The 25,707-nt window shown below is 54.8% G+C and carries 20 protein-coding genes; 9 read left to right on the plus strand and 11 right to left on the minus strand.

Annotated elements, in window-relative coordinates; all coding sequences use genetic code 11:
* Position 1: 1 nt before the first annotated feature.
* Positions 2-745 carry a cell division protein ZapD gene (gene zapD, locus C7387_RS17620; protein WP_006817152.1) on the minus strand — a complete coding sequence of 248 codons (744 nt, stop codon included), beginning with the start codon at positions 743-745 and terminating at the stop codon, positions 2-4.
* A complete protein-coding gene (coaE, locus tag C7387_RS17625; protein WP_120817188.1) occupies positions 745-1,365 on the minus strand; it encodes a dephospho-CoA kinase in 621 nt (206 codons plus the stop codon). The genes zapD and coaE overlap by 1 nt, the downstream gene beginning before the upstream one ends.
* A gap of 229 nt (positions 1,366-1,594) precedes the next feature.
* Here coaE and C7387_RS17630 point away from each other — a divergent pair, with 229 nt between their 5' ends.
* On the plus strand, positions 1,595-2,638 hold the full coding sequence (locus C7387_RS17630; protein ID WP_038252136.1) for a GMP reductase: 1,044 nt from the start codon (positions 1,595-1,597) through the stop codon (positions 2,636-2,638).
* A 32-nt stretch (positions 2,639-2,670) separates the two neighbouring features.
* On the opposite strand, the gene hofC is transcribed toward C7387_RS17630, so the two are convergent.
* The 4 genes from hofC to nadC form a co-directional block, all read right to left on the minus strand.
* Positions 2,671-3,876, minus strand: coding sequence for a protein transport protein HofC (gene hofC, locus C7387_RS17635; protein WP_120817189.1), 1,206 nt, complete (start codon positions 3,874-3,876; stop codon positions 2,671-2,673).
* Positions 3,866-5,251, minus strand: a complete 1,386-nt coding sequence (gspE, locus tag C7387_RS17640; RefSeq protein ID WP_038252133.1) for a type II secretion system protein GspE — start codon at positions 5,249-5,251, stop codon at positions 3,866-3,868. The genes hofC and gspE overlap by 11 nt, the downstream gene beginning before the upstream one ends.
* On the minus strand, positions 5,248-5,700 hold the full coding sequence (ppdD, locus tag C7387_RS17645) for a prepilin peptidase-dependent pilin (protein WP_120817190.1): 453 nt from the start codon (positions 5,698-5,700) through the stop codon (positions 5,248-5,250). The genes gspE and ppdD overlap by 4 nt, the downstream gene beginning before the upstream one ends.
* Before the next feature lie 160 nt (positions 5,701-5,860).
* Positions 5,861-6,754, minus strand: coding sequence for a carboxylating nicotinate-nucleotide diphosphorylase (nadC, locus tag C7387_RS17650; protein ID WP_006817158.1), 894 nt, complete (start codon positions 6,752-6,754; stop codon positions 5,861-5,863).
* An 87-nt stretch (positions 6,755-6,841) separates the two neighbouring features.
* On the opposite strand from nadC, the gene ampD reads away from it, so the two are divergent.
* Together ampD and ampE are read left to right on the plus strand one after the other, a co-directional pair.
* Positions 6,842-7,405, plus strand: a complete 564-nt coding sequence (ampD, locus tag C7387_RS17655; protein WP_038252131.1) for a 1,6-anhydro-N-acetylmuramyl-L-alanine amidase AmpD — start codon at positions 6,842-6,844, stop codon at positions 7,403-7,405.
* A complete protein-coding gene (ampE, locus tag C7387_RS17660) occupies positions 7,402-8,256 on the plus strand; it encodes a beta-lactamase regulator AmpE (protein ID WP_120817191.1) in 855 nt (284 codons plus the stop codon). The genes ampD and ampE overlap by 4 nt, the downstream gene beginning before the upstream one ends.
* On the opposite strand, the gene C7387_RS17665 is transcribed toward ampE, so the two are convergent.
* From C7387_RS17665 to aroP, 3 genes are all read right to left on the minus strand, one after another.
* Positions 8,219-9,202, minus strand: a complete 984-nt coding sequence (locus C7387_RS17665) for a glycoside hydrolase family 43 protein (RefSeq protein ID WP_120817192.1) — start codon at positions 9,200-9,202, stop codon at positions 8,219-8,221. The two genes, ampE and C7387_RS17665, sit on opposite strands and share 38 nt — an antisense overlap.
* The gene (locus C7387_RS17670; protein ID WP_120817193.1) at positions 9,202-10,608 is read right to left on the minus strand and encodes a glycoside-pentoside-hexuronide (GPH):cation symporter; all 1,407 of its coding nucleotides are present in this window, start codon (positions 10,606-10,608) and stop codon (positions 9,202-9,204) included. Before C7387_RS17670 ends, C7387_RS17665 begins: the two co-directional genes overlap by 1 nt.
* A gap of 164 nt (positions 10,609-10,772) precedes the next feature.
* Complete coding sequence (gene aroP / locus C7387_RS17675) at positions 10,773-12,146, minus strand: aromatic amino acid transporter AroP (protein ID WP_006817163.1); 1,374 nt, start codon at positions 12,144-12,146, stop codon at positions 10,773-10,775.
* A gap of 527 nt (positions 12,147-12,673) precedes the next feature.
* On the opposite strand from aroP, the gene pdhR reads away from it, so the two are divergent.
* The 5 genes from pdhR (at position 12,674) to C7387_RS17700 (ending at position 20,200) form a co-directional block, all read left to right on the plus strand.
* Positions 12,674-13,438 (plus strand): pyruvate dehydrogenase complex transcriptional repressor PdhR, encoded by a 765-nt coding sequence (pdhR, locus tag C7387_RS17680; RefSeq protein ID WP_006817165.1) that lies wholly within the window; start codon positions 12,674-12,676, stop codon positions 13,436-13,438.
* 118 nt (positions 13,439-13,556) lie between these two features.
* On the plus strand, positions 13,557-16,220 hold the full coding sequence (gene aceE, locus C7387_RS17685; RefSeq protein ID WP_120817194.1) for a pyruvate dehydrogenase (acetyl-transferring), homodimeric type: 2,664 nt from the start codon (positions 13,557-13,559) through the stop codon (positions 16,218-16,220).
* 14 nt (positions 16,221-16,234) lie between these two features.
* A complete protein-coding gene (gene aceF, locus C7387_RS17690) occupies positions 16,235-18,118 on the plus strand; it encodes a pyruvate dehydrogenase complex dihydrolipoyllysine-residue acetyltransferase (RefSeq protein WP_120817195.1) in 1,884 nt (627 codons plus the stop codon).
* A 200-nt stretch (positions 18,119-18,318) separates the two neighbouring features.
* Positions 18,319-19,743: a dihydrolipoyl dehydrogenase gene (gene lpdA / locus C7387_RS17695; protein ID WP_038252128.1), complete on the plus strand. Its 1,425-nt coding sequence runs from the start codon at positions 18,319-18,321 to the stop codon at positions 19,741-19,743.
* Between the two features lie 172 nt (positions 19,744-19,915).
* A complete protein-coding gene (locus tag C7387_RS17700) occupies positions 19,916-20,200 on the plus strand; it encodes a hypothetical protein (protein ID WP_006817169.1) in 285 nt (94 codons plus the stop codon).
* Between the two features lie 47 nt (positions 20,201-20,247).
* Here C7387_RS17700 and C7387_RS17705 read toward each other — a convergent pair whose 3' ends face one another.
* Complete coding sequence (locus C7387_RS17705) at positions 20,248-21,042, minus strand: DUF2950 family protein (RefSeq protein ID WP_166791137.1); 795 nt, start codon at positions 21,040-21,042, stop codon at positions 20,248-20,250.
* A 10-nt stretch (positions 21,043-21,052) separates the two neighbouring features.
* Positions 21,053-22,603: a DUF3300 domain-containing protein gene (locus C7387_RS17710; RefSeq protein ID WP_038252121.1), complete on the minus strand. Its 1,551-nt coding sequence runs from the start codon at positions 22,601-22,603 to the stop codon at positions 21,053-21,055.
* Between the two features lie 412 nt (positions 22,604-23,015).
* Between C7387_RS17710 and acnB the strand changes: the two genes are divergently transcribed.
* On the plus strand, positions 23,016-25,613 hold the full coding sequence (gene acnB / locus C7387_RS17715; RefSeq protein ID WP_112471436.1) for a bifunctional aconitate hydratase 2/2-methylisocitrate dehydratase: 2,598 nt from the start codon (positions 23,016-23,018) through the stop codon (positions 25,611-25,613).
* Positions 25,614-25,707: the final 94 nt, after the last annotated feature.

Below are 25,707 nucleotides of genomic sequence, written 5' to 3' on the forward strand. Positions count from 1 at the left end.
CTTAACAACAAGCCAGTTCAAAATCCAGACGTTCAGGCACAATACCGTTTTCGCTATCGAGTGGCATAAAACGGATGGCAAAGCGGCTCTTATGGCCGGAGATTTGCGGATAAAGCTGTTCATCCAGCGCCAGCTGTAAACGCAGGAGATCGGCATCGTCACCGTTGTCCTGGAAGAAGCCATTAAGGCTGGTTTGTTTACGGAATGGCGCGGAGTTACGAATTAAATCAAGGATCAGGACCAGGGCCTGATTAAGCGGATAGAGGCTGTCGATCCACTCCTGAATTTGGGCGTCACGCTGATCCTGAGGCGCATGTAACCAGATATGCAGGGTCGGCAAATCAAAACTGCAGCAGCCGCCCGGAATACTCAGGCGCTGGCGCACCAGGCCAATCAGGCGATCTTCACGCAGTACCTGCCCAATGCGTGGTGCAGACATCAGGATGCTACCGCTGCTTTTCAACTGTTGGCGCAGTGAGTCAATGCGGCTCTGATCCACGCCCGGGACCTCCATCCACGCCTGCAGTTTACGCTGTTGACGCTCCAGTTCTTTGAGCAGCTCGGTGCGCACTTCGCCGCGCTCGAACACATCCATTAAGTCGCCGATATTGCGGAAGAAATGCAGGGCGCTGGCATGATCGCTGATGGGCAATCGGGCGCTGAGCTGCTGGATTAAAAATTCAATACGCAGCCAGGTACGCATTTTTTCGTTAAGCGGGTGCTCAAAAAGGATGTGGGTGTGCATTACGATTTTTCCTGTGAAACAGCCTGCGCGGCAAACTGCAAATACTGCGCGTGCAGGCGAGCAACATCCGATACGATAGCATCTGGTGCGCCGTTGTTATCAATAATGTCGTCCGCGGCGGCAAGTCGCGCTTCACGCGTCGCCTGGGCGGCAAGAATATGCTCCGCATGCTCTCGCGACACGTTGTCGCGTTGCATGGTGCGGAAAATTTGTGTTTCGCGGGGAACATCGACCACGAGAACACGATCTGCCTGGGCAAATAGCTGATTTTCAACAAACAGTGGAACCACCCAGAGGACATAAGGCGAGGTGGCCTCGCGCATCTGGCGGTGGGTCTCCTGCTGGATGAGCGGATGCAGGAGCGCATTGAGCCAGGCTTTATCTTCAGGGTGTGCAAAAACTCGCTCGCGTAACGAACGTCGGTTCAGGTCGCCTTCCGTGGTCAGCATCTGTGGGCCAAAATGTGCGGCAATGGCATTTAGAGCCGGTGTTCCAGGCTCAACAACTTTGCGCGCGATCACATCTGCATCAATGACGTTAACCCCAAGGCGAGAAAATGCCTCTGCAACGGTGCTTTTGCCACTCCCGATGCCGCCGGTCAACGCTACCGTAAACTTCATAAGGCTCGTTCCTGGATTTTAATAGACGAGATAAATCAATCGGTTGAAAAGAGAACAACCAACATACCTGGTGCTGAGTGTTAACTTCGCCTTTCACCAGGTAAATTTATAGGATTGTAGCGTAAAAAAAGTGAAAATCGCAGTCTTGCGAAGCCCTGATTACTGCGTATGATAACGTCACTGGAGTTGTGCTTTGAACTTATTTTCCACATACCCCAGGAATCCGCACATGCGTATTGAAGAAGATCTGAAGTTAGGCTTTAAAGACGTCCTTATCCGCCCTAAGCGCTCTACCCTCAAAAGCCGTTCCGAAGTAGAACTGGAACGCGAATTCACCTTTAAGCATTCCGGTCATACCTGGTCTGGTGTTCCAATCATCGCGGCCAACATGGACTCTGTTGGTACCTTTGAAATGGCGACCGCACTGGCGGCTTTTGATATTCTTACCGCTGTGCATAAGCACTACACCATCGAAAACTGGCAGGCATTCGTGCAGGGCGCTTCTGCTGACGTGCTGAAACACGTCATGGTGTCGACCGGTACTTCTGATGCCGATTTCGAAAAAACCAAACAGATCCTGATTCAAAACCCACAGCTGAATTTTGTGTGCATCGACGTGGCGAACGGCTACTCCGAGCACTTTGTTCAGTTTGTTGCAAAAGCACGTGCGGCCTGGCCGGATAAAACCATTATTGCCGGTAACGTGGTAACGGGTGAGATGTGTGAAGAACTGATCCTCTCCGGTGCTGATATCGTGAAAGTAGGCATTGGCCCGGGTTCCGTTTGCACTACTCGTGTGAAAACCGGTGTGGGTTATCCGCAGCTTTCCGCCGTGATTGAGTGCGCGGATGCGGCACACGGTCTGGGCGGCATGATTGTCAGCGACGGTGGTTGTACTATGCCGGGCGACGTGGCGAAAGCCTTTGGCGGCGGTGCAGATTTTGTGATGCTGGGCGGTATGCTGGCAGGGCACGAAGAGAGCGGTGGTAAAGTTGTCGAAGAAAATGGTGAGAAATTCATGCTGTTCTACGGCATGAGCTCTGAATCTGCCATGAACCGTCACGTCGGTGGTGTTGCGGGCTACCGTGCCGCAGAAGGTAAGACCGTGAAGCTGCCGCTGCGTGGCCCGGTAGAGAATACCGCACGCGACATTCTTGGCGGCCTGCGTTCTGCATGTACCTATGTTGGTGCATCGCGCCTGAAAGAGCTGACCAAGCGTACGACCTTTATCCGCGTGCAGGAACAAGAGAACCGCGTGTTCAACAGCCTGTAAGCGAATTCGCTGGCGCATTTGCTGCGCCAGCGTCATCCTCCCATCCCCCCGATAGCATCCCCCAGATGGAAGACCGGTAAATACATGGCGACGACCAGCGTGCCGATGATAATGCCTGTCACCAGCAGCATCAGTGGCTCCAGTAGCGTGGCCAGCTCATCTGCCAATTGTTCAGTCTGCACCTGATAGTGCTGCGCAAGATTATTAAGCATGCGGTCCAGCGCACCTGAAGCTTCGCCGGTTCTGATGAGCTGCAGGCTCAACGATGGAAACACCGGGTGTTTTGCCAGCGCCTGCCAGATGGCGCTACCCTGTGAGACCTCCTCATGAACCTGATGAATCACTTTCTGCCACCAGCGATTTTGTAATGTGACTTCTACGCTCCCGAGCCCCTGTAAGAAGGCGATACCTGCATTCTGCGTAAGTGAGAGAACGGTAAAAATCTGGCTTAGCTTTTGTCCGAGAACTAACGGGCCTGCTAACGGAAGGCGGAGTAACAGTGCCTGGCGATAGAGCTGCCAGCCGGGATGGCGATGGAAACGTTTTGCGACCAACGCACCAGACAGTATAACGGCAAGAAGCGGTATCAAACTGTCGTGGAACAGGGCTGCCGCTACGATTACACCCCGCGTCAGCGCAGGAAGCGGGGTATTGAACGTCTGATAGATAGCCGTGAACTCTGGCAGTACAAATCCGAGCATCGCAACCACCACTATCAGGGCAACGCTCAACACAATCAGCGGATAACGCAGCGCCTTTTTTACTTTCAGGTTTAGCCGATGCTGGCTTTCCTGCTGGCGGGCTAAGTGCTGGCAGCAGAGTTCGAGCTCTCCGGTGAGCTCACCGGTGCGGATCATCGCGATAAAAAGAGGAGGGAAGGCTTCGGGCCATGCCTCCAGGGCAACAGAAAAAGCGATGCCCTGCTGTAATTCGCGTGCTAACTGGTACAACAGGGCCTGCCACTGCGCGCTCGGGTGCTGTGCTGCCAACAGCTCGAGGCCATCGGATAGCGTCAGCCCCGCCTGAAGTAGCGTTGCCAGCTGTCCCACCATTTCGCCGCTGCGTTGTGGGTGCCAGTGCGATGAGTGAACGCGACAGCGGCGGATCCTGAGCGCTGAAATATGCCTCTCTTCCAGCGTGTTGACGACAGCCACACGGTGAGGACTCCACAGGGTTCCGCTGATATATTCACCCTGCGGCGTCAGGCCGCGCCAGTGCCATAGAGGTTTACTGGACATTCGGTATCCCCAGCACCCGGACTATCTCCTCCCAACTGGTCAGCCCTTTTTCTACCGCATCGCAGCCGCTTTCAAACAGCGTTGTCATCCCCGCCTGACGTGCCAGGTGTTCTATTTCACGAGCACTCATAGCGGTGGTGATGCCGTGGCGAATATCGTTGCCAATCGGGAGTAATTCAAACAGTGCGACTCGCCCGTAATAGCCGTGGTAGCAGCGTTTGCAGCCAGTAGCCTGCCGATGGGCCAGGGGGCGTGGCCACAGCGAGAGCGGAAGAACAATGTCCTCGCTGGCACTCTGCTGGCAGTGGGGACAAAGTTTTCGTACCAGACGCTGCGCGACCACCAGTAACAGAGCGGAAGACACCATCCAGCTCGCTACCCCCATTTGTTGCAGGCGGGTCAGGGTTTCGCTGGTGGAGTTGGTGTGCAGGGTCGACAGCACCAGATGCCCGGTTTGCGCCGCCTTGATGGCAATTTCGGCTGTTTCGGTATCACGGATTTCCCCTACCATCACAATATCCGGATCCTGGCGCAGCAGGGCGCGCAGGATGCTTTGAAAGGTGAGACCAGCACGTGGGTTAACCTGCGTCTGGTTGATGCCCGCCAGGGGAATTTCAACCGGATCCTCCACGCTGCAAAGGTTAACCTCGGGGGTATTTCGCCGTTGCAGGGCGCGGTACAGGGTGACCGTTTTACCACTACCGGTCGGGCCGGTAACCAGAATTAGCCCCTGGGGCTGGAGCAGCGCGTGAGTGAACTGAGCAAGCTGCAACGGCGACATGCCGGCGGCGCTCAGCTCCAGCGCCTGTTCCTGACGGTGAAGTAAGCGCAGAACCACTTTTTCTCCATGACGACACGGGAGTGTGGCGATGCGAAACGACACTGGCTCATTGGCGATCGTGATGGTGAACTGTCCATCCTGGGGTAAGCGCCGTTCGGCAATATCCAGATTACCCAGCACCTTGAGCCGGGCGGTGAGAGTAGGAGCGAGCGATGCGCCGACCAGAGGCTGCGTGTGAAGCACGCCGTCCACCCGTAGACGAATGCGCAGACACTGCTCGTCGGGCTCAATATGAATATCGGAGGCTCGCTGGGCCAACGCCTGTTCAAACATGCGATTGAGCAATGCGACGGCATTTTCCTGCTCGTCTGCGATGGCAGGAAGATGAGAGTGGGCCTCCACTCTCAGGTGCTGCTCCATGCGGGCGGCCTCCCAGCATTCGATATCAACACGTTTCTGGGTGGCAAAGCGTAGCGCTTCCAGTAGTTCAGGCGAGGGGGTCCCCACCACCGCAATGCACAGCATCGCCTCGTTGCTGTGCAACAGCAGGGCCTGATGGCGTTTGCATAGTACATCAAGCTGTTCGAGTTTCATTGCGTTACCTCCTGCGTGCCATCAAAGCGGAAAACGTCTTCGCAGGCTTGTTGCAGTGCACCATCGTTTTGTACGTTGCAGACGCGCTGCCAACCGGTAATACCGTTGGCGTTGTCCCACCGTGGGGTCATGACGACGGTTAACCCGTTGAGGCTTTCCTGCCCGGTCATCGTCACCGTCCCCTGTGAGACGCTCATTGCTGAGACGTAGCGGGTCGTTGAGGGGGAGGGAATACCGTTGCTGCTGGCGCTGCATCCTGAGGTGCCGCCGTGGTCGAGGGCGCACAGCTCAATCGCGGTGCGGTAAGGCATGAAGGTTTGCAACATATCGGTTAGTGCCGCCTTGCGCAGGTAATTCTGGTAAGCCGGAATGCCAATGGCGCTCAGAATCGCAATGATGCCAATCACCACCATGAGTTCTATCAGGGTAAATCCATACTGTTTGTTCATTTGTGACTCCTTGAATGACGGGAGCACAGTGGCAGAGCAAACCAGGAGCGGCGAGGAGAGAAAGTTAGTTTGTGAAGGCTGTTTCAGGGGATTTTTTGCAGTTGCACGGAGCGTGCAGAGAAAGTGGAAGAGGGCGCGTAATTCGCCCCCTTCGTCAGTGTTACTTAAAGCGCATCGACAGATCCATCGCGCGAATGTGCTTGGTGAGCGCGCCGACGGAGATAAAATCGACCCCGGTCTCGGCAAACTCGCGAATGGTGTCGAAGGTGACGTTGCCAGAGACCTCCAGCTGCGCTTGTCCGTTAGTCATGGCAACGGCCTGGCGCATCAATGCGGTGGTGAAGTTGTCGAGCATGATAATGTCCGCACCCGCTTTTAGCGCCTCGCTAAGCTCATCGAGGGTTTCAACTTCCACTTCTACCGGTACATCCGGATGCAGCCAGAACGCTTTTTCCACCGCCTGACGAACCGATCCCGAGGCGATAATGTGGTTCTCTTTAATCAGGAAAGCGTCAGATAAGCCCAGACGGTGGTTGGTCCCGCCACCGCACAGGACGGCGTATTTCAAAGCGGTGCGAAGCCCTGGCAGGGTTTTACGCGTATCGAGCAATTGAGTACGCGTTCCTTCCAGCAGGGTGACATAGCGGCGAACTTCGCTGGCCACTCCGGAGAGCGTCTGAACAAAGTTTAGCGCGGTACGTTCACCCGTCAGCAGAACCCGCGACGGGCCCTCCAGTTCGAACAGCGGCTGGTTGGTTTTGACGGTATCGCCATCGGCAACGTGCCACGTAATCTGCACATCACTGCCCGCCAGTTGCAGAAACACCTCTTCTACCCAGCGTTTACCACAGAAGATACCGTCTTCACGAGTGATAATGACGGCATGGGAATGGGAGGACTCTGGCAATAATTGAGCCGTAATATCGTTGTTGGCATCAACGTCTCCACCTAAGTCTTCACGCAGCGCATGCGCGACAACGTTGGGAATATCGAGGTTGATGCGTTCAAGCAGCGCGTCACGTCGGTGGTCGGGGTTGTAGCGGCGAGGCGGCATGATAAAACTCCAAAATGGTCATCAATCATAAGATTGAAACATGCTACTCTGAAGCCGTTATCAGTACCATAGATTAGGAGAGCCCGCATGCAGTTAAACGGGGGATGGCTGGAAGGCGCACGTCGCGTGCCCTCGCCGCACCATGATTGCCGTCCGGATGATGAAGTTCCTTCGTTGCTGGTGGTACACAACATTAGCCTGCCGCCCGGTGAATTTGGCGGTCCGTGGATCGACGCGTTATTTACCGGGACAATCGATCCTACAGCGCACCCCTATTTTGCCGGGATCGCGCACCTGCGGGTTTCTGCCCATTGTCTGATTCGCCGTGATGGCGAAATTGTGCAATATGTCCCCTTCGATAAGCGAGCATGGCACGCTGGGGTTTCGTGCTATCAGGGGCGGGAAAAGTGTAATGATTTTTCGATAGGTATTGAGCTTGAGGGAACGGACATCGAGCCCTACACCGACGCTCAGTATCGACAGCTGGCAGCGGTCACGCAGCTGTTAATGCAGGTTTATCCGGCGATGAGCAACCACATCACCGGCCATAGTGATATTGCGCCAGGTCGCAAAACGGATCCCGGTTCTTCATTTGACTGGAAAAAGTTTCGTGCGCTGGTCACCCCTTCGTCAGATAAGGAGATGACATGACGCTGTTTACGACGCTGCTGGTGCTGATTGCCGAGCGCTTATTTAAGCTGGGTGAACACTGGCAGTTGGATCACCGGCTGGAAGTGCTGTTCCGACGCATTAAGCGCTGGTCTATGATCGGCACATTGCTGATGACCATTGTGGCGATGGCGGTAGTGTTCCTCATCCAGCGGGCGCTGGGTGGATTACTGTTTAACGTTCCGCTGTTGGTGTTCTGGATCCCGATCGGGCTTTTGTGTATCGGCGCGGGCAAAGTGCGTATGCATTATCATGCCTATCTGAAAGCGGCTTCGCACGGCGACAACCACGCGCGTGACTCCATGGCCAGCGAATTGACCCTTATCCACGGTGTACCGCCAGGCTGCGATGAGCGTGAGTATTTGCGCGAGTTGCAAAATGCGCTGCTGTGGATCAACTACCGTTTTTATCTCGCGCCGCTGTTCTGGTTTGTGGTGGGCGGGCCGCTTGGCCCGGTAACCCTGGTGGGCTATGCGTTTCTCCGCGCCTGGCAGACGTGGCTTGCTCGCTATCAGACGCCTCATCACCGTTTACAGTCAGGTATTGATGCAATTTTGCACGTGCTGGACTGGCTGCCAGTACGTCTGGTTGGCGTAGTCTACGCTCTGCTGGGGCACGGGGAGAAGGCGCTCCCCGCGTGGTTTGCTTCGCTCGGAGACAGGCACACGCCGCAGTACCAGGTATTAACGCAGCTTGCCCAATTTTCGCTGGCGCGTGAGCCTCATATCGATAAAGTCGAAACACCAAAAGCAGCAGTGTCGCTGGCTAAGAAAACCTCGTATGTGACGGTGGTTATCATGGCATTACTGACGATTTATGGGACGTTAGTGTAAGCGTATCCGCAGGCGGGGTGCCAAAATCAGGCATCCCGTTTTCATTCCAGCGAATCAGCTTCAGCCGCGTGTGGCGGTTCGGGTCATACAGCGGATCGCCCTCAATCTCGGTGTAATTGCGCGCGTGATACACCAGCACATCCTCCCCCTCTTCCGTTTGCGTAAAGCTGTTGTGCCCGGGCCCGTACTGGCGGTTTTCATAACTTGTTGTGAAAACCGGTTGGGGAGATTTGTGCCAGTTTGCCGCCTGCAGCGGGTCATCCTCGAGGTTAATCCACAGTAGCCCCATGCAGTAATTTTCATCGGTGGCGCTGGCGGAATAGCTGACAAATAAACGCGTTCCGTGAGTGATAACCGCCGGGCCTTCATTCACCAGAAACCCCCGGCATTCCCAGTCAAATTCTGGCCGGCTCAGCATCACCGGCTCGCCTTTAATCGACCACGGGTTTTCCAGTTCTGCCAGATAAAGATTCGAGTTTCCGGCGATGTCTGGTGCCTTCTGTGCCCACAGGTACCAGTGTTTTCCCTGGTGACTAAAGGTCGTCGCATCAAGGGCAAAGGTATCAAACGGTGTTTTTACCTGCCCGCGTTCTACCCAACGGCCTGCCAGCGGATCCGGGTTGTCACAGGTGAGGGCGAACATGCGGTGCTGGAACATGTCAAGCGTATCAAGCGTTTGCGTTGTGGCTGCGGCAAACCAGATAACCCAGGTGCCATCGATGTTGTGCAACTCCGGTGCCCAGATAAGCTCGCTCATCGGCCCCTGTTCGGGTTTACGCCACACCACCACTGGCATAGCGTCACGCAGCCCTGCAAGCGTTGTGGCGCGGCGGATCTCCAGCCTGTCATATTCAGGTACTGAGGCGATGAAGTAGTACTCTCCTCCGTGCCGCAGAATGAAAGGGTCCGCGCGCTGTTCAATAAATGGATTTGGCCACTGATTCATTATGCTTTCCTTTCCTGTTCAGCTATTTTCTGTTCCTGATAGTCGCTCAGCTCGCGGTAGTTAGCGCGGCGCTTTTCCAGATCGGACTGAATCTGCAGCATAAACCCACGATCGACCTTCAGCAGGCGAACGACCCCGGCGGTAATGAGATAGCCAGCGCCCGGAATCACCGAAAACAGCATCACGATCCCGTTGATCGCGGCGGCGCTTTGCTGCTTTGCCCCGGCGTCATAGCCATACCACGAGAGCAGAAATCCGACCATCGCTCCGGCGACCGCCAGACCGACCTTCAGGAAGAACAGGTTGCCCGAGAAGCTGATGCCGGTGATGCGCTTACCGGTTTTCCATTCACCATAGTCGTCGACATCGGCCATCAGCGACCAGTGCAGCGGGGAAGGGATCTGATGCAGGATGTTGAGCAGGAAATAGAGCACCAGAATCATCACGGTGGCGTGCGGGTCGAAGAAATAAAACGCGCAGGAGAAGATAGCCAGCGCGATATTGGTCCAGAAAAAGACCTGCAGTTTGCACCAGCGATCCGTTAATACCTTCGCCAGCATACTGCCAATCATCATGCCGACCACGCCCAGGCTGATAAACAGGGTGGCGAAATGGGTGCTCTGCTGCATCACCCAGGTGACGTAATACATGGTCGCAGCCATGCGAATAAAGCCCGGACAGACGTTGCACAGCGTCAGCAGCAGAATGCGCACCCACTGGTCATTCTTCCACACGTCTTTGAGATCTTGCTTTAGTTCATCGTTAGTTTGTACCGCCGGGCGGATACGCTCACGAACGGTCGCAAAGCAGAACAGAAACATACACATGCCGATAAACGCCAGCACGGTCATGGCCATCTGGTAACCCCTGGCTTTATTACCGCCACCGAACCAGTCGACCATTGGCAACAGAGTGAGCGATAGCAGCAGGGTAGCAATGCCCACCAGGACAAAACGATAAGACTGACAGGCGACGCGCTCTTTCGGGTCGTTGGTGATGACGCTTCCCAGCGAGCAGTACGGGATGTTGATTGCCGTGTAGGTGATAGAGAGCAGGAAATAGGTGACGAACGCATAGATAACTTTGCTGTTATAGCTCCACTCTGGCGTGGTGAACATCAGGACGCTGAAGAGAGCGTAGGGGAAGGCAATCCACAAAAGCCATGGACGAAATCGACCATACTTGCTGCGCGTGCGGTCGGCGAGTGCCCCCATGATAGGGTCAGTAACGGCATCTATAACGCGAACCGATAATAGAAGGACGCCGACCAGCGCCGGGGCAAGACCAAAGATATCGGTATAAAAGTAGTTAACAAACAACATAATGGCGCCAAAGATGATGTTACATCCCGCATCACCCATGCCGTAGCCGATCTTTTCTCTGACTGACAGTGCGTTGTTGCTCATGGAAAGCGCTCCCCGATGTGATATGGAGAGAATTATTGGTCTTCGGTTCGCCAAATGCGTTGCAGTATAGGGGCGACGATATGGATGAAATGGCTATCAGCAGGAAAGTGTGAGGGAGATAACAGGACGCTGCGCCCGGGATGGGCGCAGCGTTAAGGAAGTGCTTAGTGGGCTTTCACCGCGCTGGCGCTTTTTTGTTTACATACGTAGCCGACACCGAGAATGGCAATCCATACCGGGATCAGGTAAACGGAAATCGCCATGCCTGGGGTGATTAGCATGATGACCAGCACCGCCGCCATGAACAACAGGCACAGCCAGTTACCGAGCGGGTAGAACAGAGCAGGGAAGCGCGGAGTCACGCCTTCCTGCGCCTTCGCGCGGCGGAACTTCATGTGTGCAAGGCTAATCATCGCCCAGTTGATGACCAGGGCTGAAACCACCAGAGCCATCAGCAGACCGAACGCTGACTCGGGGGCAAAGTAGTTAATCAATACGCAAAGTGCGGTGAACAGCGCGGAGGTCAGGATGGTATTGACCGGCACGCCGCGCTTGTCGACTTTCGCCAGTGCTTTTGGTGCGTTGCCCTGTTTTGCCAGACCGAACAGCATACGGCTGTTGCAGTATACGCAGCTGTTGTATACCGACAGCGCTGCTGTCAGTACTACGATGTTCAGTGCGTTAGCCACGAAGGTATCGCCCAGCTCATGGAAGATAAGTACGAACGGGCTGGTATCCGCGGTGACGCGGGTCCACGGCAGCAGTGACAGCAGCACCGCCAGAGAACCGATATAGAAAATCAGGATACGGTAGATAACCTGGTTGGTGGCTTTCGGAATGCTCTGCTCCGGGTTATCCGCTTCAGCGGCGGTGATACCCACCAGCTCAAGCCCGCCGAAAGAGAACATGATGATAGCCATCATCATGACAAGCCCGGTAAAGCCGTGCGGCAGGAAACCGCCCTGATCCCACAGGTTGCGTACGGTTGCCTGCGGACCGCCGCTGCCGCTGAACAGCAGCCATGCGCCGAACAGGATCATCGCCACAACGGCGACCACTTTGATAATCGCGAACCAGAACTCCATCTCACCGAACACCTTCACGTTGGTGAGGTTGACGGCGTTAATGGCAACGAAGAACACGGCGGCAGAGACCCAGGTTGGGATCTCAGGCCACCAGAACTGGATGTATTTCCCTACCGCCGTCAGTTCGGCCATGGCAACCAGCACGTAGAGCACCCAGTAGTTCCAGCCGGAAGCGAAGCCGGCAAAGGAGCCCCAGTATTTATAGGCAAAGTGACTAAAAGACCCGGCTACCGGCTCTTCAACCACCATTTCACCCAACTGACGCATGATCAGGAAGGCAATAAAACCTGCGATAGCATAGCCGAGAATAATCCCCGGTCCTGCGGACTGTATTACGGAGGCGCTGCCCAGAAACAGGCCGGTCCCGATAGCCCCGCCCAGCGCAATGAGCTGAATATGGCGGTTTTTTAGGCCGCGCTTCAGCTGACCGCCGTGCTGTTCACCTTCCATCATGAAAACCTCGTTCGTGTGTGGTTGTTATGTTGTGTAATCAATAAAGTCCATTTTATGTATTTATATCTTTACGGTTAAGCTGACTGAAAAAATCGCTGATGTCTTCCGTAAGCGCAAGAATAGTGGTAAGCGCATTTGAATGCACCTGCTTTATGAAGGGATGATGACGAGTTGGATAAAAAGAAAGCATTTGTAAATCAGCCCGATTTAACGTCCTACCTCCAGGCATAGAATAAAAATGCCCAATAAGTGGGCAAAATTTCATTATTTGCGTTGTTGAATCGCTTCAGATTGCCAAATCCCTCGTTTCACTAAGGTTAATTGTGCCTCTTTAGTGGTAATCAACTCTTTTATCCAAAGTTACATTTCTGAAACGTGCTTTCTGTAAGGTTGTTAAAATGTGCATGGTTTCCTGATTTCAATCAAAACCTGTATGGACAGAAGGTGAATACTTTGTTACTTTAGCGCTACGAACTTGAAATTGGTAAGACCAATTGACTCCGGGCTAATGGCAGAGACAGGGAATAATGGCCTACAGCAAAATCCGCCAACCAAAACTTTCTGATGTGATTGAACAGCAGCTGGAGTTTTTGATTCTTGAGGGGACACTGCGCCCCGGCGAAAAACTTCCGCCTGAACGCGAGCTGGCCAAACAGTTCGACGTCTCCCGTCCTTCGCTGCGTGAGGCCATCCAACGCCTCGAAGCTAAGGGTCTGCTGCTTCGTCGCCAGGGCGGCGGTACGTTTGTGCAGAGTAGCCTCTGGCAGAGCTTCAGCGATCCGCTGGTAGAGCTACTGACCGACCACCCTGAATCCCAGTTTGATCTGCTGGAAACCCGTCACGCGCTTGAAGGTATCGCGGCCTATTACGCCGCATTGCGCAGCACCGATGAAGATCACGAGCGTATTCGCGAACTTCATCAGGCCATCGAACGGGCACAGCTTTCAGGCGATCTTGACGCCGAATCCAGCGCCGTTGTCCAGTATCAAATTGCCGTCACCGAAGCCGCACATAATGTGGTTTTGCTCCATCTGCTACGCTGCATGGAGCCGATGCTGGCGCAAAACGTACGGCAAAACTTCGAATTGTTATACGCCCGTCGGGAAATGCTCCCGATGGTCAGCAATCATCGCACCCGAATTTTCGAGGCGATTATGGCCAGAGAGCCGGAGCAGGCGCGTGAAGCCTCGCACCGACATCTGGCTTTTATTGAGGAAATATTGCTGGACCGCAGCCGTGAACAGTCGCGACGCGAACGCTCACTACGCCGCTTACAGCAACGAAAGGATTAAGCGCCAATTTTTTAGAGCGCGGCAACTAAACGCAGAACCTGTCTTATTGCGTTTTCACGAAAGCGCAATGGGACAGGTTCCAGACAAATCAACGTATTAGATATAAGGAATACCCCCCATGTCAGAACGTTTCCCAAATGACGTGGATCCGATCGAAACTCGCGACTGGCTACAGGCGATCGAATCGGTCATCCGTGAAGAAGGTGTTGAGCGCGCTCAGTATCTGATTGATCAGCTCCTTTCCGAGGCCCGTAAAGGCGGCGTGAAGGTTGCAGCTGGTGCAGGGGCTAGCAACTACGTAAACACCATTGCCGTTGAAGATGAACCGGAATACCCGGGCAATCTGGATCTGGAACGTCGTATTCGTTCTGCTATCCGCTGGAACGCCATCATGACCGTTCTGCGCGCGTCCAAGAAAGATCTGGAGCTGGGCGGCCACATGGCTTCCTTCCAGTCTTCTGCGACCGTATACGAAGTGTGCTTTAACCACTTCTTCCGCGCTCGTAATGAAAAAGACGGCGGCGATCTGGTGTACTTCCAGGGTCACATCTCCCCGGGCATCTACGCACGTGCATTCCTCGAAGGTCGCCTGACCGAAGAGCAGATGAACAACTTCCGTCAGGAAGTTCACGGTAAAGGTCTGTCCTCTTACCCGCACCCGAAACTGATGCCGGAATTCTGGCAGTTCCCGACCGTATCTATGGGTCTGGGTCCGATTGGTGCAATCTACCAGGCTAAATTCCTGAAGTATCTGGAACACCGTGGTCTGAAAGATACCTCTGAGCAAACCGTTTACGCCTTCCTGGGCGACGGTGAGATGGATGAGCCGGAATCCAAAGGTGCGATCACTATCGCAACTCGTGAGAAACTGGACAACCTGTGCTTCATCATCAACTGTAACCTGCAGCGTCTGGATGGTCCGGTAACCGGTAACGGCAAGATCATCAACGAACTGGAAGGCATCTTCGCGGGTGCTGGCTGGAACGTCATCAAGGTCATGTGGGGCGGTCGTTGGGATGAGCTGCTGCGTAAAGACACCAGCGGTAAACTGATCCAGCTGATGAACGAAACCGTTGACGGTGACTACCAGACCTTCAAATCCAAAGACGGCGCCTACGTTCGTGAGCACTTCTTCGGTAAATACCCGGAAACCGCCGCTCTGGTTGCTGACTGGACTGACGAGCAGATCTGGGCCCTGAACCGTGGTGGTCACGATCCGAAGAAAGTCTACGCTGCACTGAAAAAAGCGCAGGACACCAAAGGTAAAGCGACTGTAATCCTGGCCCATACCATCAAAGGTTACGGCATGGGTGATACCGCAGAAGGTAAAAACATCGCTCACCAGGTGAAGAAAATGAACATGGACGGCGTGCGTCATATCCGCGACCGTTTCAACGTTCCAGTGAGCGATGAGCAGGTAGAAAACCTGTCTTACATCACCTTCCCGGAAGGTTCTGAAGAGCACAAGTACCTGCACGAACGTCGTCAGGCGCTGAAAGGCTACCTGCCAGCTCGTCAGCCGAACTTCACCGAGAAACTGGAACTGCCGGCGCTGGAAGACTTCTCTCAGCTGCTGGAAGAACAGAACAAAGAGATCTCTACCACTATCGCTTTCGTTCGTGCCCTGAACGTGATGCTGAAGAACAAGTCTATTAAAGACCGTCTGGTTCCGATCATCGCCGACGAAGCGCGTACCTTCGGTATGGAAGGTCTGTTCCGTCAGATTGGTATCTACAGCCCGAACGGCCAGCAGTACACCCCGCAGGACCGTGAGCAGGTTGCTTACTACAAAGAAGACGAAAAAGGTCAGATCCTGCAGGAAGGTATCAACGAGCTGGGCGCAGGCGCATCCTGGCTGGCTGCTGCGACATCTTACAGCACCAACGATCTGCCGATGATCCCGTTCTACATTTACTACTCCATGTTCGGGTTCCAGCGTATCGGTGACCTGTGCTGGCAGGCAGGCGACCAGCAGGCTCGCGGCTTCCTGGTAGGTGGTACTTCTGGTCGTACGACCCTGAACGGTGAAGGTCTGCAGCACGAAGATGGTCACAGCCATATTCAGTCTCTGACTATCCCGAACTGTATCTCCTACGATCCTTCTTACGCGTACGAAGTTGCTGTCATCATGCATGACGGTCTGGAGCGTATGTATGGTGAGAAGCAAGAGAACGTTTACTACTACATCACCACTCTGAACGAAAACTACCACATGCCGGCAATGCCAGCAGGTGCCGAGGAAGGTATCCGTAAAGGTATCTACAAACTCGAAACCCTCGAAGGTAGCAAAGGTAAAGTTCAGCTGCTGGGCTCCGGTTCTATCCTGCGTCACGTTCGTGAAGCAGCAGAGATCCTGGCGAAAGACTACGGCGTGGGCTCTGACGTGTACAGCGTCACCTCCTTCACTGAACTGGCGCGTGATGGCCAGGATTGTGAGCGCTGGAACATGCTGCACCCGATGGAAACCCCGCGCGTTCCGTACATCGCTCAGGTGATGAACGATGCACCGGCAGTGGCTTCCACCGACTATATGAAACTGTTTGCTGAGCAGGTTCGTACTTATGTACCGGCTGATGATTACCGCGTACTGGGTACTGACGGCTTCGGTCGCTCTGACAGCCGTGAGAATCTGCGTCACCACTTCGAAGTGGACGCGTCTTACGTAGTCGTAGCGGCACTGGGCGAACTGGCTAAACGTGGCGAAATCGATAAGAAAGTGGTTGCTGACGCAATCATCAAATTCAATATCGATGCAGAAAAAGTTAACCCGCGTCTGGCGTAAGAGGTAAAGAGATAATGGCTATCGAAATCAATGTACCGGACATCGGGGCTGATGAAGTTGAAATCACCGAGATCCTGGTCAAAGTGGGCGACAAAGTTGAAGTAGAACAGTCGCTGATCACCGTAGAAGGTGACAAAGCCTCTATGGAAGTCCCGTCTCCGCAGGCTGGCATCGTTAAAGAGATTAAAGTCTCTGTCGGCGATAAAACCGAGACTGGCGCACTTATCATGATATTCGATTCCGCCGACGGTGCAGCAGCAGCTGCACCTGCGCAGGAAGAGAAGAAAGCCGCTCCGGCCGCTGCACCAGCAGCTGCCGCGGCAGCGAAAGACGTTCACGTACCGGACATCGGCGGCGACGAAGTTGAAGTCACCGAGATCCTGGTGAAAGTTGGCGACACCGTGACCGCTGAGCAGTCCCTGATCACCGTAGAAGGCGACAAAGCCTCTATGGAAGTTCCGGCACCGTTCGCAGGCACTGTGAAAGAAATCAAAGTGACTACCGGCGACAAAGTTTCCACCGGTTCTCTCATCATGGTCTTCGAAGTCGCGGGCGCAGCTCCGGCAGCGGCTCCGGCACAAGCAGCAGCACCGGCGGCAAGCGCTCCGGCAGCGGCCGCGGGCGCGAAAGACGTTCACGTACCGGATATCGGTGGTGATGAAGTCGAAGTGACCGAAGTGATGGTGAAGGTCGGTGACAAAGTGACCGCTGAGCAGTCTCTTATCACCGTAGAAGGCGACAAAGCCTCTATGGAAGTTCCGGCGCCGTTCGCGGGTACCGTGAAAGAAATCAAAATCAGCACCGGCGACAAAGTGTCTACCGGCTCTCTGATTATGGTCTTCGAAGTCGAAGGCGCGGCCCCTGCGGCAGCACCGGCTGCGGCACCGGCACCTGCTGCGGCAGCTCCGGCTCCGACGGCTAAAGCGGCTCCGGCTGCAAAAGCTGAAGGCAAATCTGAGTTTGCTGAAAACGACGCTTACGTTCACGCGACTCCGCTGATCCGCCGCCTGGCGCGCGAATTCGGCGTTAACCTGGCGAAAGTGAAAGGCTCCGGTCGTAAAGGCCGTATCCTGCGCGAAGACGTTCAGGCTTACGTGAAAGATGCGGTTAAACGCGCTGAAGCGGCTCCGGCTGCAGCGGCTGGCGGCGGTCTGCCGGGCATGCTGCCGTGGCCGAAAGTTGATTTCAGCAAGTTTGGTGAAATTGAAGAAGTGGAACTGGGTCGTATCCAGAAAATCTCTGGTGCTAACCTGAGCCGTAACTGGGTGATGATCCCGCACGTTACGCACTTCGACAAAACCGATATCACCGATCTGGAAGCGTTCCGTAAGCAGCAGAACGCCGAAGCTGAGAAGCGTAAACTGGACGTGAAATTTACCCCAGTGGTCTTCATCATGAAAGCCGTTGCCGCCGCTCTGGAACAGATGCCGCGCTTCAACAGCTCTCTGTCCGAAGATGCGCAGCGCCTGACGCTGAAGAAATACATCAACATCGGTGTAGCGGTTGATACTCCGAACGGCCTGGTGGTTCCGGTCTTTAAAGACGTGAACAAGAAGAGCATCACCGAGCTGTCTCGTGAACTGACCGTGATCTCCAAAAAGGCACGTGATGGCAAACTGACCGCTGGCGAAATGCAGGGCGGTTGCTTCACCATCTCCAGCATCGGTGGCCTGGGCACCACTCACTTCGCGCCGATCGTGAACGCGCCGGAAGTGGCTATCCTCGGTGTCTCCAAGTCTGCGATGGAGCCGGTGTGGAATGGCAAAGAGTTCGTACCGCGTCTGATGATGCCGATCTCCCTGTCCTTCGACCACCGTGTTATCGACGGTGCTGATGGTGCGCGCTTCATTACCATCATCAACAACATGCTGAGCGACATTCGCCGCCTGGTGATGTAAGAGAAAAAGCCGGCCAATCGGCCGGCTTTTTTCTGGTAATCTCATGATGTTATATGAGGTTATTCGTGCCAAAGATAAATCGTTGCCGTTTTGTTGTTTCAAAATTGTTAACAATTTTGTAAAATACGGGCGGATAGAACGACCCGGTGGATGATGGGCGACAAGACCAGGGACCGCCGGAAATAAATTAAGAGGTCATGATGAGTACTGAAATCAAAACTCAGGTCGTGGTACTTGGGGCAGGTCCGGCAGGGTATTCCGCTGCCTTCCGTTGCGCTGATTTAGGTCTGGAAACCGTAATCGTAGAACGTTACAGCACCCTCGGTGGTGTTTGTCTGAACGTTGGCTGTATCCCTTCTAAAGCACTGCTGCACGTTGCGAAAGTTATCGAAGAAGCCAAAGCGCTGGCTGAACACGGTATCGTCTTCGGCGAACCGAAAACCGATATCGACAAAATTCGTACCTGGAAAGAGAAAGTAATCACTCAGCTGACCGGTGGTCTGGCTGGTATGGCCAAAGGCCGTAAAGTTAAAGTGGTTAACGGTCTGGGTAAATTCACCGGGGCTAACACCCTGGAAGTGGAAGGCGAGAACGGCAAAACCGTTATCAACTTCGACAACGCTATCATCGCGGCGGGTTCCCGTCCGATCGAACTGCCGTTCATTCCGCATGAAGATCCGCGCGTGTGGGATTCCACCGATGCGCTGGAACTGAAAACTGTACCTAAACGCCTGCTGGTTATGGGTGGCGGTATCATCGGTCTGGAAATGGGCACCGTATACCACGCACTGGGTTCAGATATCGACGTGGTTGAAATGTTCGACCAGGTTATCCCGGCTGCCGACAAAGACATCGTTAAAGTCTTCACCAAGCGCATCAGCAAGAAATTCAATCTGATGCTGGAAACCAAAGTGACCGCCGTTGAAGCGAAAGAAGACGGTATCTACGTTTCCATGGAAGGCAAAAAAGCCCCGAGCGAACCGCAGCGTTACGACGCGGTGCTGGTGGCTATCGGTCGTGTACCGAACGGTAAAAACCTCGACGCGGGCAAAGCTGGCGTGGAAGTGGACGACCGTGGCTTCATCCGCGTTGACAAGCAGCTGCGCACCAACGTGCCGCACATCTTTGCTATCGGCGATATCGTCGGTCAGCCGATGCTGGCGCACAAAGGTGTTCACGAAGGTCACGTTGCCGCTGAAGTTATCGCCGGCATGAAGCACTACTTCGATCCGAAAGTTATCCCGTCAATCGCCTACACTGAGCCAGAAGTGGCATGGGTCGGTCTGACTGAGAAAGAAGCGAAAGAGAAAGGCATCAGCTACGAAACCGCCACCTTCCCGTGGGCTGCTTCTGGCCGTGCTATCGCTTCCGACTGCGCAGACGGTATGACCAAACTGATTTTCGACAAAGAAACTCACCGCGTTATCGGTGGTGCGATTGTCGGTACCAACGGCGGCGAACTGCTGGGTGAAATCGGTCTGGCTATCGAAATGGGTTGCGACGCCGAAGATATCGCGCTGACCATCCACGCGCACCCGACCCTGCACGAATCTGTGGGTCTGGCCGCTGAAGTGTTTGAAGGTAGCATCACCGACCTGCCAAACGCGAAAGCGAAGAAGAAGTAAGTCTTCTGCGAAGATAATAAAAAGCGGCTGAGTCAGCCGCTTTTTTTATTTCTCCCGCTTCGTCAAAGTGTTAGTAATCATTTCTCGCGTAATACCTCTCTACATCTTGAAGTCCTTTTGAAACTAATTTCAGAGTAAACTTATAGAGTGCTAATTATTTTCGAGGTGCAAGATGAAAAGGTTACTGACTACAGCAGCATTAGCCGCAACACTATTTTCAGGTCTGGCATTTGCCGCCGACCCCGTTATTCCGTGGGCAGTCAACAGCGGTGATACTGAAAGCACGCACATTGCTGGCGTCGGACAGGATCTGAATGCGCAGCATCAGGCTGTGACTAAAACTCAGGAAGGGGTGTGGGCCGCGAACTCTGGCAGTATTGGTGCCGACGAAGCCGCACTCACCAGCTCAAAACCGGCGGTGATTGGTCATCAGGGTCTGATGCCGCATCAGGGTTAATGGTTGGCTGAGAAAAAAAGCCTGGCGATTGCCAGGCTTTGTCGTTTTTATTGTTCGACTTTCTGCCAGGGGGCTTCTGTCGAGAAGTGGGTGACAGTTTTAGCCTTCTCTGCAGACTGCTCACCGAGATCGGCCTGATACACTTCGTCGTTCAGATTGACCATAAAGCTCATCACTCCGGTTTGTCCCCAGACCACAGGCCAGGCAATCAGCGCCACGCCTGAAGCGTCGTGGTCATTAATTATCCTGAAATGATAACCGTGGTACCCCATCCCAGGCACGGCGGGGCTGTAGGCAGGGCCGAGGGGGCTTGGGGCTTCGCCAGGCTTGATGGGCCAGTAAAGACCATCCTTTTTCCCTTCGCTGCTGATGAGTTTCTTCGCCCATGAGTTGGTGAGCTGGTAATACTCCTGCTGCGCATCAACAAAGGCGTGCATCGCCTGAATGGCAGAAAGCTCATTGCGCCCGATTTCACGCGTTTCGATCTCTTCCGCCGCCTGGGCCATATTAAACTGCCAGCCTTCCGTATGACGGGTCATGGGGATCGGTAGCTGCCAGTTTTCACTGCCGACGTTGATATACGCGGTATCGCCTTCGGTGACGATTTTGTGGCTCTCTTTCCAGTCGCGCAGGAAACGAGCTACCGCTTCAGGATCCGCACCTTCAGGCGGCAGATAGCGGCGCCAGTCATCGCCCAGCAGAGCGCTCATCTTCGCTTCATTGTGGGTGGTTATTGCCTCGACCAGAGCGGTTGCGGCCTTTTCTGGCGTGGTGAACGCCTTTTGAGCAAATACCGGCAGAGCGAATAGCGTCAGTACGCCAGCAATCACTGTTTTTTTCATGACTTTTTCCTTAGCGACGACGCATTTCACGAGATTGACCACGGCCTTCACGAGCCTGATTGTTGCGGGCGGAGGTGTTTCTGCTCTCCATACCCCGCTGACGCTGTGCCTCCCAGGACGGCGAGCGGCTATCGTTTCCGCTCAACGCATTAGCCCGGTTATTCTGTACGCGCTGCGGGCGTTGTGCGGCGTTGGACGCAGTGCGCTGCTGCTGTTGTGCTCTTTCACGACGCTGCTGCTGTTGCTGCGCCGACGGCTGCTGGCGTTGGTTCTTCGCCCGATTCACCGGCTGGTTGTCGTACCCACGATAATCATTGCGTTTTGCCGTCTGGCGCATCTGCTGTGACGCTGCCTTACGTTGGGCATCTTTCGTGCCCGCCGCCGGGCGCGCTGAAGTACCCGTTTTCTTCTCGAACTGGTTCATCGCGGCCTGACGCTGGCTGTCGCGGTTGACCGTTGTGTTCTGAGTGGCGCTAAGTCCTCCCGCCACGTTGGTTCGATGGAACTGTTGGTTCAGCGAGTTGTTAGGGTATGGCGTGTTGTTGCGGTACGTCGGGTTGTGCTGCCAGTTAACATTTTTACCGTTCAAATGTTCCCCGGATATACGGTTGAAGTTATTCACGTCAATGTTGATGTTATCGCCGTTGTGGTTGTAGCCATTGCCGTTCCAGTTGCCATTGCCGTGGTAATGATCGTCGTCATCCCAGTCGATATTACTGAACAGTGCGTAGGTGGTAGCGACCCCAAGACTGAAGCCGAGACCGTTCATAAAGCTGTTACCAAACTGCTCCCCGGGAGGTGGCGGTAAGTAAACCGGGGGATAGGCGGTGTTAGGCCAGGTGCCATAGACCGTCGACGGATTGTAGGTGGGCACGTAGACCACCTGAGGATCCGCGGATTCAATTTTAATCACCTGAGTTGTGGCCGGTGCGCTCTGGGTCGTGGTGGTGGTTGAGCTACTATTCGCCGGGGCTGCCGTGACCGTCACTTTTTGCTGTGGAGTGGACTTGAGCGCGCCGGTTTGCTGCGCCAGGGCGCGTAGTTTTTGTACCGAGTTCATCACGTCCTGCGGTTGGGCGAGGAAGGCGTTACCCAGGTCCTGAACCCACTGTGGGTTTTCACCCATCAGCGTCAGCAGGGCTGGAAATGCCACCAGCGATTTCACGCTAGGATCCCACGGTTGGTTCGCCACGGCCTGCACGGCGGGATCGCCCTGCATGCTCGGGTTATCGTGTGACCACTCCACCGCCTGCATCACGTTTGTCGGGTAGGTGGCTGCCATCAACACCTGCGACAGCAGGTTATCCGGGTAGAGCGCCACGGGGGCGACCCACTGATCGATTTGCGCAGTGGTGTAGGTGGTGGTCACCGGCGCGGCGGCTGGTGCGGTGGCCGCCGGAGCAGGGGCAGGTGCCGGAGGTGCAGGTTGAGCCGCCGTTTGTGCGGCAGGCTGGGTGATGGTTTCCGGGGCCCGGCTCTTCACATATAGCACACCAGAAGCGGCGAGCAGCCCGGCACTGCACAGCAGAACGAGGGCCTGAGGTTTAAAGGACAACGTCATAGTATGACTCCGACAAAGTAGCGCCGACAGGCGTTCATAAAGCCACGAGTATATTCACCCCTTTGCCGCGTTTTTGACTCAAAGAGGGAATTTGAGTCCAGATTCGACAAAGAGTGTGTGTATTTATTACTCGAATTATAAATGTCATTCGCTAAGCTGCATGGTTATGCCGGTAAGCCTTGGTCATAAAAGCATTTTGTCTTCTTTAGCCCCCCGGTTTCGCTTGCAACATTTATCCTTAACGATTCAGCAAGTATTTAATGTTGCTTTTTTGTAAACGGATTAACACTCTACCAAAATCCTGCTATGCTGCCCGACGCGGTATCCGGCATTTACCCTACAAACTGCTGTCTCACAGGAGCGTGAAGAGAATCGCCTGCCGCATATGACAATGAGAGCGAGGAGAACCGTCGTGCTAAAAGAATACCGTGAGCACGTAGCTGAGCGTGCAGCCGTTGGGATTGTTGCAAAACCCTTAGATGCAACCCAAATGGCCGGCCTGGTTGAGCTGCTGAAGAATCCGCCTGCTGGCGAAGAAGAATTCCTGTTAGACCTGCTGATTAACCGTGTACCGCCGGGCGTTGACGAAGCCGCCTATGTTAAAGCTGGATTCCTTGCCGCTGTAGCCAAAGGCGAAGCGACCTCCCCACTGGTTACCCCTGAAAAAGCGATTGAACTGCTCGGCACAATGCAGGGTGGTTACAACATTCATCCGCTGATCGACGCGCTGGATAACGAAAAGCTGGCACCGATTGCCGCCAAAGCGCTGTCCCACACTCTGCTGATGTTTGATAACTTCTACGATGTAGAAGAAAAAGCAAAAGCCGGTAACCCGTTTGCGAAGCAGGTTATGCAGTCCTGGGCCGATGCCGAGTGGTTCCTGAACCGCCCGCAGCTGGCCGACAAAATTACCGTCACCGTCTTCAAAGTGACCGGTGAAACCAACACCGACGACCTGTCTCCGGCGCCGGATGCCTGGTCTCGTCCGGATATCCCGCTGCACGCACTGGCGATGCTGAAAAACGCCCGTGAAGGCATTGAGCCGGATCAGCCAGGTGCTGTCGGCCCTATCAAACAGATCGAAGCCTTAGCGAAAAAAGGTTTCCCGCTGGCCTACGTCGGTGATGTTGTCGGTACGGGCTCTTCCCGTAAGTCGGCCACCAACTCCGTACTGTGGTTCATGGGCGACGACATTCCGCACGTGCCGAACAAGCGCGGCGGCGGTCTGTGCCTTGGCGGTAAAATTGCGCCAATCTTCTTCAACACTATGGAAGATGCCGGTGCGCTGCCAATTGAAGTCGATGTAAACAACCTGAACATGGGCGACGTTATCGACGTATACCCGTTTAAAGGTGAAGTGCGTAACCACGAAACCAACGAACTGCTGGCAAACTTCGAGCTTAAAACCGACGTGCTGGTTGACGAAGTGCGCGCCGGTGGCCGTATTCCGCTGATCATCGGCCGTGGCCTGACCACCAAAGCGCGTGAAGCGCTGGGTCTGCCGCACAGCGAGGTGTTCCGCAAAGCGAAAGACGTGGCGGAAAGCAACCGTGGCTTCTCTCTGGCACAGAAAATGGTTGGTCGTGCCTGCGGCGTTGCCGGTGTCCGTCCGGGCGCTTATTGCGAACCGAAGATGACCTCTGTCGGCTCTCAGGACACCACCGGTCCAATGACCCGTGATGAACTGAAAGACCTGGCGTGCCTGGGCTTCTCTTCTGACCTGGTGATGCAGTCCTTCTGCCACACTGCGGCTTATCCGAAGCCGGTCGACGTAACCACCCACCACACACTGCCAGACTTCATCATGAACCGTGGCGGCGTGTCGCTGCGTCCGGGCGATGGTGTTATCCACTCCTGGCTGAACCGTATGCTGTTGCCGGATACCGTCGGTACCGGTGGTGACTCCCATACCCGTTTCCCGATCGGCATCTCCTTCCCGGCGGGTTCTGGCCTGGTGGCATTTGCTGCCGCGACCGGCGTCATGCCGCTCGATATGCCGGAATCAGTGCTGGTGCGCTTCAAAGGCAAAATGCAGCCGGGCATCACTCTGCGCGATCTGGTACATGCGATCCCGCTGTACGCTATCAAGCAGGGCCTGCTGACCGTAGAGAAGAAAGGTAAGAAAAACATCTTCTCTGGTCGCATCCTTGAGATTGAAGGTCTGCCGGATCTGAAAGTAGAGCAGGCGTTTGAGCTGACCGATGCCTCCGCTGAACGTTCTGCTGCGGGCTGTACCATCAAGCTGAACAAAGCGCCGATCGTTGAGTATCTGAACTCTAACATCGTACTGCTGAAGTGGATGATCGCAGAAGGCTACGGCGATCGTCGTACGCTGGAGCGTCGTGTTCAGGGCATGGAAAAATGGCTGGCGGATCCGCAGCTGCTTGAAGCCGATGCTGACGCGGAGTACGCGGCAGTGATCGACATCGATCTGGCGGATATCAAAGAACCTATTCTGTGCGCGCCGAACGATCCGGACGATGCGCGTCTGCTGTCTGACGTGCAGGGCGAGAAAATCGACGAAGTGTTCATCGGCTCCTGCATGACCAACATCGGTCACTTCCGTGCCGCCGGTAAACTGCTGGATAACCACAAAGGTCAACTGCCGACGCGTCTGTGGGTGGCTCCGCCAACCCGTATGGATGCGGCTCAGCTGACTGAAGAAGGCTACTACAGCGTGTTTGGTAAGAGCGGGGCGCGTATTGAAATCCCGGGCTGTTCACTGTGCATGGGTAACCAGGCGCGTGTGGCTGACGGTGCGACGGTAGTTTCTACCTCAACCCGTAACTTCCCGAACCGTCTTGGTACCGGCGCGAACGTCTTCCTGGCGTCTGCTGAGCTGGCGGCCGTCGCGGCGCTCATTGGTAAACTGCCAACACCGGAAGAGTACCAGACCTTTGTTGCCCAGGTAGATAAGACCGCGGTAGATACCTATCGCTATCTGAACTTCGATCAGCTCTCTCAGTACACCGAGAAAGCTGACGGGGTTATCTTCCAGACCGCAGTATAACAAATGCTTCCCTCTCCTGCGGGAGAGGGGCTGGGGTGAGGGCACCAGACCGCAGGGTCTTGTCCTCACCTTTTTATTTTCATTCCTTCCACTC

Origin of the sequence: Yokenella regensburgei (genome assembly GCF_003634235.1) — a bacterium.
Classification (GTDB): domain Bacteria; phylum Pseudomonadota; class Gammaproteobacteria; order Enterobacterales; family Enterobacteriaceae; genus Yokenella; species Yokenella regensburgei.

Bases quoted from the DNA above. Each gene is read 5' to 3' on its own strand.
- zapD (WP_006817152.1), bottom strand. From the start codon at position 745: ATGCACACCCACATCCTTTTTGAGCACCCGCTTAACGAAAAAATGCGT.
- coaE (WP_120817188.1), bottom strand. From the start codon at position 1,365: ATGAAGTTTACGGTAGCGTTGACCGGCGGCATCGGGAGTGGCAAAAGC.
- C7387_RS17630 (WP_038252136.1), top strand. From the start codon at position 1,595: ATGCGTATTGAAGAAGATCTGAAGTTAGGCTTTAAAGACGTCCTTATC.
- hofC (WP_120817189.1), bottom strand. From the start codon at position 3,876: ATGTCCAGTAAACCTCTATGGCACTGGCGCGGCCTGACGCCGCAGGGT.
- gspE (WP_038252133.1), bottom strand. From the start codon at position 5,251: ATGAAACTCGAACAGCTTGATGTACTATGCAAACGCCATCAGGCCCTG.
- ppdD (WP_120817190.1), bottom strand. From the start codon at position 5,700: ATGAACAAACAGTATGGATTTACCCTGATAGAACTCATGGTGGTGATT.
- nadC (WP_006817158.1), bottom strand. From the start codon at position 6,754: ATGCCGCCTCGCCGCTACAACCCCGACCACCGACGTGACGCGCTGCTT.
- ampD (WP_038252131.1), top strand. From the start codon at position 6,842: ATGCAGTTAAACGGGGGATGGCTGGAAGGCGCACGTCGCGTGCCCTCG.
- ampE (WP_120817191.1), top strand. From the start codon at position 7,402: ATGACGCTGTTTACGACGCTGCTGGTGCTGATTGCCGAGCGCTTATTT.
- C7387_RS17665 (WP_120817192.1), bottom strand. From the start codon at position 9,202: ATGAATCAGTGGCCAAATCCATTTATTGAACAGCGCGCGGACCCTTTC.
- C7387_RS17670 (WP_120817193.1), bottom strand. From the start codon at position 10,608: ATGAGCAACAACGCACTGTCAGTCAGAGAAAAGATCGGCTACGGCATG.
- aroP (WP_006817163.1), bottom strand. From the start codon at position 12,146: ATGATGGAAGGTGAACAGCACGGCGGTCAGCTGAAGCGCGGCCTAAAA.
- pdhR (WP_006817165.1), top strand. From the start codon at position 12,674: ATGGCCTACAGCAAAATCCGCCAACCAAAACTTTCTGATGTGATTGAA.
- aceE (WP_120817194.1), top strand. From the start codon at position 13,557: ATGTCAGAACGTTTCCCAAATGACGTGGATCCGATCGAAACTCGCGAC.
- aceF (WP_120817195.1), top strand. From the start codon at position 16,235: ATGGCTATCGAAATCAATGTACCGGACATCGGGGCTGATGAAGTTGAA.
- lpdA (WP_038252128.1), top strand. From the start codon at position 18,319: ATGAGTACTGAAATCAAAACTCAGGTCGTGGTACTTGGGGCAGGTCCG.
- C7387_RS17700 (WP_006817169.1), top strand. From the start codon at position 19,916: ATGAAAAGGTTACTGACTACAGCAGCATTAGCCGCAACACTATTTTCA.
- C7387_RS17705 (WP_166791137.1), bottom strand. From the start codon at position 21,042: ATGAAAAAAACAGTGATTGCTGGCGTACTGACGCTATTCGCTCTGCCG.
- C7387_RS17710 (WP_038252121.1), bottom strand. From the start codon at position 22,603: ATGACGTTGTCCTTTAAACCTCAGGCCCTCGTTCTGCTGTGCAGTGCC.